Here is a 5,970-nt window from a genome sequence, read left to right on the forward strand (position 1 = left end):
GCGGGCGGCCGGTGCTCCTGGGCGGGGCGGCCGGGTTCGCCGCCGCGCTCGCCCGCACCTGGGCGCACGACGCGGCGGACCCGGCCGACGCCCCCGTGCGCGGGGCCGACCGGGGCCGGGCGCTCGTCGTGTCCGGCTCCTGCTCGGCCCGCACCCGCGAGCAGGTCGACCGGTTCCCCGGCCCGCGGGTCCCGCTCGACGCCGACGCGCTCGCGGCCGACCCGGACGGCGCGCTCGACGCGGTGCTCGACGCCCTGCGCGCCGCCTACGCCGACGGCCCCGGTCCGGTGCTCGTGTCGTCGTCGGCCGACCCGGACGCGGTCCGCGGCACCCAGGAGCGGCTCGGGGTCCGGCGGGCGGCGGCGGTGCTGGAGCGCGCCGCGGGCGAGGTCGCGGCGCGGGCCGTCCGCGACCTCGGCGTCGGGCGGCTCGTCGTCGCGGGCGGGGAGACCTCCGGGGCGGTCGCCGCGGCGCTCGGGCTCGGCGTGCTGCGGGTCGGGCCGGCCGCGGCGCCCGGCGTCCCCTGGATGGTGCCGGTCGACGGGCCGGCCGTCGCGGTGCTGCTCAAGTCGGGCAACTTCGGGGGCCCGGACCTGTTCACGACGGCGTGGGAGGCGTGCCCGTGACCGGGGACCGCCCGAAGGCCACCTGGGACCCGTGGGCCGCCCCTCCCGGCCCGGGCGACCTCGAGCTCCAGGCGGCGACCGTCGACGCCGCCCGCGAGCCGCTGGTCGCGGCCTGCCGGCACCTGGCCGCGCGCGGGCTGTCGCCCGGCGGCTCCGGCAACGTCAGCGTCCGGGTCGGGTCGTCGCTGCTCATCACGGCGACCGGGTCGAGCATGTCCCGCGTCGGCCCGCGGGACCTGGCCGTCGCGACCGTCGAGCCCGGGCCGCCGAGCGCGGACCCGAGCGCCCCGGTCCCGTCCAAGGAGCTCCCGCTGCACCGCGCCGTGTACGCCGCGCGGCCCGACGCCGTCGCCGTCGTGCACCTGCACTCCCCCGCCGCCGTCGCCGCGTCCTGCCTGGAGCCCGCCGCGCTGCCCCGGGAGACGGCGACCGGGCCGCTGCCCGCGGTGACGCCGTACCAGGTCATGCGGCTCGGCGACCTGCCGGTGGCGCCGTTCGCGCTGCCGGGCTCGGAGGCGCTCGCCGCGGGGGTGGCGGCGCTGGCGCCCGACGCACCCGTGATGCTGCTGGCGAACCACGGCTCGCTGGTCGCGGGCGTGCACCTGCCGGCCGCGCTCGACCTGGCGGAGGAGCTGGAGGCCGCGGCGCAGGTCGTGCTGCTGCTCGCGGGCGTCCCCCACCGCCGCCTGACGGCCGCACAGGTCGCCGCGCTCCGCGCCCGCTGACCCGCCGACTCGCTCCCCGCGCTCCCCTGCCGGTCCGCCGAACTTGCAGAAGATGCGGGGTTCGACCCGCCGGAACCCCGCACCTTCTGCAATCTCGGAGCGCGCGGGGCCCGCGGTCGCGCACCAGGCCCCGCGGCGGGCTCAGGCCGGCAGCCGCACCTGGCCGCCGAACTCGCGGCAGTGCCGCTGCACGGCCTCGAGCGTGCTGCGCCCGGCCTCGTCGACGACGCGCACCGCGGTCGCGTCGACCGTGAGCTCCTCGCCGGTCGCGCCCATGAGGCAGTGCAGCGCCTCGCGCAGGGCGGACGCGCTGTGCACGTCGAGGTCGCCGCGCACGGCGATGACCGACGGCTGCGTCGGCTGCCCCAGGTCGATCGTGACGTCCACGGCCCCGCCTCCCCGCTCCGTCGCGGGCCGCCGCTGCTGCACCCCGCGCTGCGAGGGTAGGAGCGGTTCTCTCGCGGCGCGCGGGGAAGTGGTGCTCCGTCCGCCGTCCCACGCCCCGGCTGCCCCTGGTGTGCGAACTCGCACATCCCCTAGTGTGGCAACGTTCCTACATCCGTCCGGCGTCGCACGGTGTCCGGGACGCGGACCGCCCGCGGCCGCACCCCGGACGGAGCCGCGCGGCACCACGCCGAGGAGAACCGTGCACCGCACCCTGTCCGACCTCACCGCCCGCATCGAGCGCGTCCTGACGGACCGGGTGCTCCCGGTCGTCCACACGCACCGCACCCCGCTGGAGGTCACGGTCGCCCACCTGCCCGGCGAGCCCGTGCCGTTCGCCGAGGCCGTCCGGCTGCCCTTCGCCCCGACGGCCGTCGGCGAGCCGTGGGGCCGCGCCTGGTCCACGAGCTGGTTCCGGCTCCGCGGCGTCGTCCCGCCCGAGATGGCCGGGCGCCGCGTCGAGGTGCTCGTCGACCTCGGCTTCCGCACCGGCGGGCCCGGCTTCGAGGCCGAGGGCCTCGTCTACACGCCGGACGGCGTCCCGCTGAAGGGCATCGAGCCCCGCAACCTCTACGTCCCGGTCGCCGACCCGGCGCGCGGCGGCGAGCCGATCGACCTGTACGTGGAGGCCGCCGCCAACCCGTCGATCGGCGGCTCCCCCACCACCGACCTCGGCGACCTCGACACCGTCCCGGACGTGCTGCTCTACCGGCTCGCCCGGGCCGAGGTCGCCGTGCTGGAGGAGGAGGTGCAGGCGCTGGCGCTCGACGTCCAGGTGCTGCACGAGCTCGCCCTCCAGCTCCCGGTCAACGACCCGCGCCGCGAGCGGGTCCGCGCCGGCCTGGAGCGGGCGGTCGACGCCCTCGACGTCCGCGACGTCCCGGGCACGGCCGCGGCCGCCCGCGCCGAGCTGGCCGACCTGCTCGCCGCCCCCGCGTCGCCCAGCGCGCACCGCGTCTCCGCCGTCGGCCACGCGCACATCGACTCGGCGTGGATGTGGCCGGTCCGGGAGACCATCCGCAAGTGCGCCCGCACGTTCTCGAACGTCGCCGCGCTCGCCGACGCCTACCCGGACCTGCGGTTCGCCTGCTCGTCCGCGCAGCAGTACGCCTGGGTGCAGGAGCACCACCCGCACGTGTTCGCCCGGATCAAGGAGAAGGTCGCGTCCGGCCAGTTCGTGCCCGTCGGCGGGATGTGGGTCGAGTCGGACACCAACCTGCCTGGCGGCGAGGCCCTGGCCCGCCAGCTCGTCCAGGGTCGGCGGTACTTCGCCCGTGAGCTCGGCGTCGAGGAGCAGCCCGAGGTGTGGCTGCCCGACTCCTTCGGCTACACGGGCGCGTTCCCGCAGCTCGCGCGGCTGGCCGGGGCGCGGTGGTTCCTCTCGCAGAAGATGTCCTGGAACACCACCAACCGGTTCCCGCACCACACGTTCTGGTGGGAGGGCATCGACGGCTCGCGGGTGTTCACGCACTTCCCGCCCGCCGACACCTACGGCGCCAAGCTCTCGGGCGAGCAGCTGGCGTACGGGGTGGCGAACTTCGCCGACGCCGGCCCGGCCAACCGCAGCCTGCTCCCGTTCGGCTACGGCGACGGGGGCGGCGGCCCCACCCGCGAGATGATGGAGACCGCGCACCGGGTCGCCGACCTGGAGGGCTCGCCGCGGGTCGTCGTCGAGACCCCGGCGGAGTTCTTCGCCGCGGCCGAGGCCGAGTACCCGCAGGCACCGGTGTGGTCCGGCGAGATGTACCTGGAGTTCCACCGCGGCACGTACACCAGCCAGCTCGCGATGAAGCAGGGCAACCGGCGCACCGAGCACCTGCTGCGCGAGGCCGAGCTGTGGGCCGCGACCGCCGCGGTGCGCGCCGGGGCCGACTACCCGTACGAGCACCTGGACCGGCTGTGGCAGGACGCGCTGCTGCTGCAGTTCCACGACATCCTGCCCGGCAGCAGCATCGCGTGGGTGCACCGCGAGGCCCGGGACACCTACCGCCGGCTGGCGGGCGAGCTCGAGGCGCTGGTGGCGGAGTCGCTGGCGGCGGCAGCGGGGGCCGGGGACGTGGAGGTGCTGGCGAACGCGGCACCGCACGACCGGGACGGGGTGCCGGCGCTCGCGGCGGGGACCCCGGCGACGCCCGGCACGCCGGTGACGGTGACCCGCGACGGCGACGCGGTCGTGCTCGACAACGGGCTGCTGCGGGTGCGGGTCGACGCGGACGGCACGATCGGGTCGGTGCGGGACCTCGTCGCCGACCGCGAGGTCCTGGCCCCCGGGGCCGCCGCCAACGTGCTGCAGCTGCACCCGGACCAGCCCGTCCGGTTCGACGCGTGGGACGTCGACGAGTTCTACCGGCACCGGGTGCGCGAGGTCCGGTCGGTGACCGCGCTGGACGTCGACGACGCGGACCCGGCGCGCGCGCAGGTCCGGGTCACCCGGCACGACGGCGACTCGGCGTACGTGCAGACGATCGCGCTGGCCGCGGGCGAGCGCCGGGTCGACCTGGCGCTCGACGTCGACTGGCACGAGCGCGAGACCCTGCTGAAGGCGGCGTTCCCGCTGGCGGTGCACGCGGAGCGGTCGACGGCCGAGACCCAGTTCGGCCACGTGCACCGGGCCACGCACACCAACACGTCCTGGGACGCCGCCCGGTTCGAGATCTGCGCGCACCGGTGGCTGCACGTCGCCGAGCCCGGCTACGGCGTCGCCGTCGTCAACGACTCCACCTACGGGCACGACGTCGGCCGCCCCGGGCCCGGGGACGCGCGCGGCGCCGGGGCCACGACGGTCCGGCTGTCGCTCGTCCGGGCGCCGCGGTATCCCGACCCCGAGACCGACCAGGGCCGGCACACGATGCGGTACGCGCTGGTGCCCGGCGCGGGGATCGACGAGGCCGTGCGCGAGGGCTACCGCATCAACCTGCCGGCCCGCCGGGTGCGGGGCGCGGGCGCGGTCGAGCCGCTGGTCGCCGTCGAGGGCGCGGTGGTCGAGGCCGTGAAGCTCGCCGACGACCGCTCGGGCGACGTCGTGGTCCGGCTGTACGAGGCGCGCGGCGGGCGGTCGCGGGCGGTGGTGCGCCCGGGGTTCGCCTGCGCGGGGGCGTCGGTGCGCGACCTGCTCGAGCGCGAGGACCCGGAGGTGGCGGCGCTGGCGCCGCTCACGGACGCGGGCGACGGCGCGCTGGCGCTGGACCTGGGCCCGTTCCAGGTGGTGACCCTCCGCCTGACCCGCGCCTGACGCGTCGACGCGGCCGTCGTGGGCGCCCGCGCGATCCCCATCCGATTCTCGCGCTGCCTCCCGATCATCCAGGGGGTGACGTGAGAATCGGGTGGGGACCCGGTGGCGGTGCGCGGCGACTCAGCGCAGCGCGGGCAGCAGGCGCGTCAGCACCTCGTCGAGGAGGGACCGGCCCGCGTCGGTCAGCAGCCAGCGTGCGGCGCCGTCGTCCGTGAGGAATGCGACCGTCCGCGCGGCCGGCGCCGGATCGCCTGTGGTGAGCGGCGTGCCCGCCGGCACCTCGACGAGTACCGGGCGCGGCTCCGGCTCCGGCGCGCGCGCCAGCACGCGGGCCCCCGGCACCGGCTCGCACCAGGTCAGCCGCCCGGCGCCGCGGTGCACGAGCACCTCGCGGGGGCCGTCGCTGCCGTCGTCGCGCACGAGCCGGTCGCGGTCGAGCAGCACGCCCGAGTCGGTCGCCACGCCCAGCGTCACCAGCCGACCCCAGGCGAGCACCGGCACAGCGGCGGCGGCCAGCGCCCCGGCGGCAGCCGCGGGGGCGTCGGGGGTGAGCGCGATCAGGTCGACGCCGGTGTCGTCGGCGGGCGGCCAGGTCGACGCCGTCCGCACGTCGAACCCGCGCGACCGCAGCCAGCGGGCCGTCGCCTCGTCGCCCGCGGAGGGCTCCGCGCCCGTGACCAGCACGGCCCGGCGCCCGGGCCCGGCTCCCGCGTCCGCCGAGCGCGCACGGTCCCCACCGGGCGCGGGCTCCGCACGGGGTGCGCGGTCGCCGCGCTCGCGGCCCGGCACCCGAGCGGCCAGCGCGGCCCGCACGAACCCGGCGACGTCCGACCGCAGCACGTCCGGGAAGTCGGTCTCGACGACGTCGAGCGCCGCCCGCGCCGCAGCGGCGTCGCCCGGGCCGCGCAGCAGCGCGCACGCCGCGAGCCCCGCGGCCCCGGCG

Annotated in this window: 4 protein-coding genes and 1 pseudogene; 3 read left to right on the forward strand and 2 right to left on the reverse strand. The window is 78.0% G+C overall.

All coding sequences use genetic code 11. The features are described from left to right. Positions 1–626: nucleotide-binding domain containing protein (locus AC3WUG_RS19200; protein ID WP_492329135.1), on the forward strand; the 626-nt coding region annotated here is incomplete at its 5' end. Next, entirely contained in the window at positions 623–1,351 is a 729-nt protein-coding gene (locus tag AC3WUG_RS19205) for a class II aldolase/adducin family protein (RefSeq protein WP_492329136.1), read from the forward strand. The genes AC3WUG_RS19200 and AC3WUG_RS19205, both read left to right, overlap by 4 nt. A gap of 141 nt (positions 1,352–1,492) precedes the next feature. Here AC3WUG_RS19205 and AC3WUG_RS19210 read toward each other — a convergent pair whose 3' ends face one another. Continuing rightward, on the reverse strand, positions 1,493–1,738 hold the full coding sequence (locus AC3WUG_RS19210) for an STAS domain-containing protein (RefSeq protein ID WP_492329137.1): 246 nt from the start codon (positions 1,736–1,738) through the stop codon (positions 1,493–1,495). A gap of 259 nt (positions 1,739–1,997) precedes the next feature. Between AC3WUG_RS19210 and AC3WUG_RS19215 the strand changes: the two genes are divergently transcribed. Beyond that, positions 1,998–5,027 (forward strand): alpha-mannosidase, encoded by a 3,030-nt coding sequence (locus AC3WUG_RS19215; protein WP_492329138.1) that lies wholly within the window; start codon positions 1,998–2,000, stop codon positions 5,025–5,027. Between the two features lie 120 nt (positions 5,028–5,147). Here AC3WUG_RS19215 and AC3WUG_RS19220 read toward each other — a convergent pair. Continuing rightward, positions 5,148–5,970 (reverse strand): annotated as a pseudogene (locus AC3WUG_RS19220) (hypothetical protein); the annotation flags it as partial.

It is taken from the genome of Cellulomonas sp. EB106-03-03-XG116, from assembly GCF_058792015.1.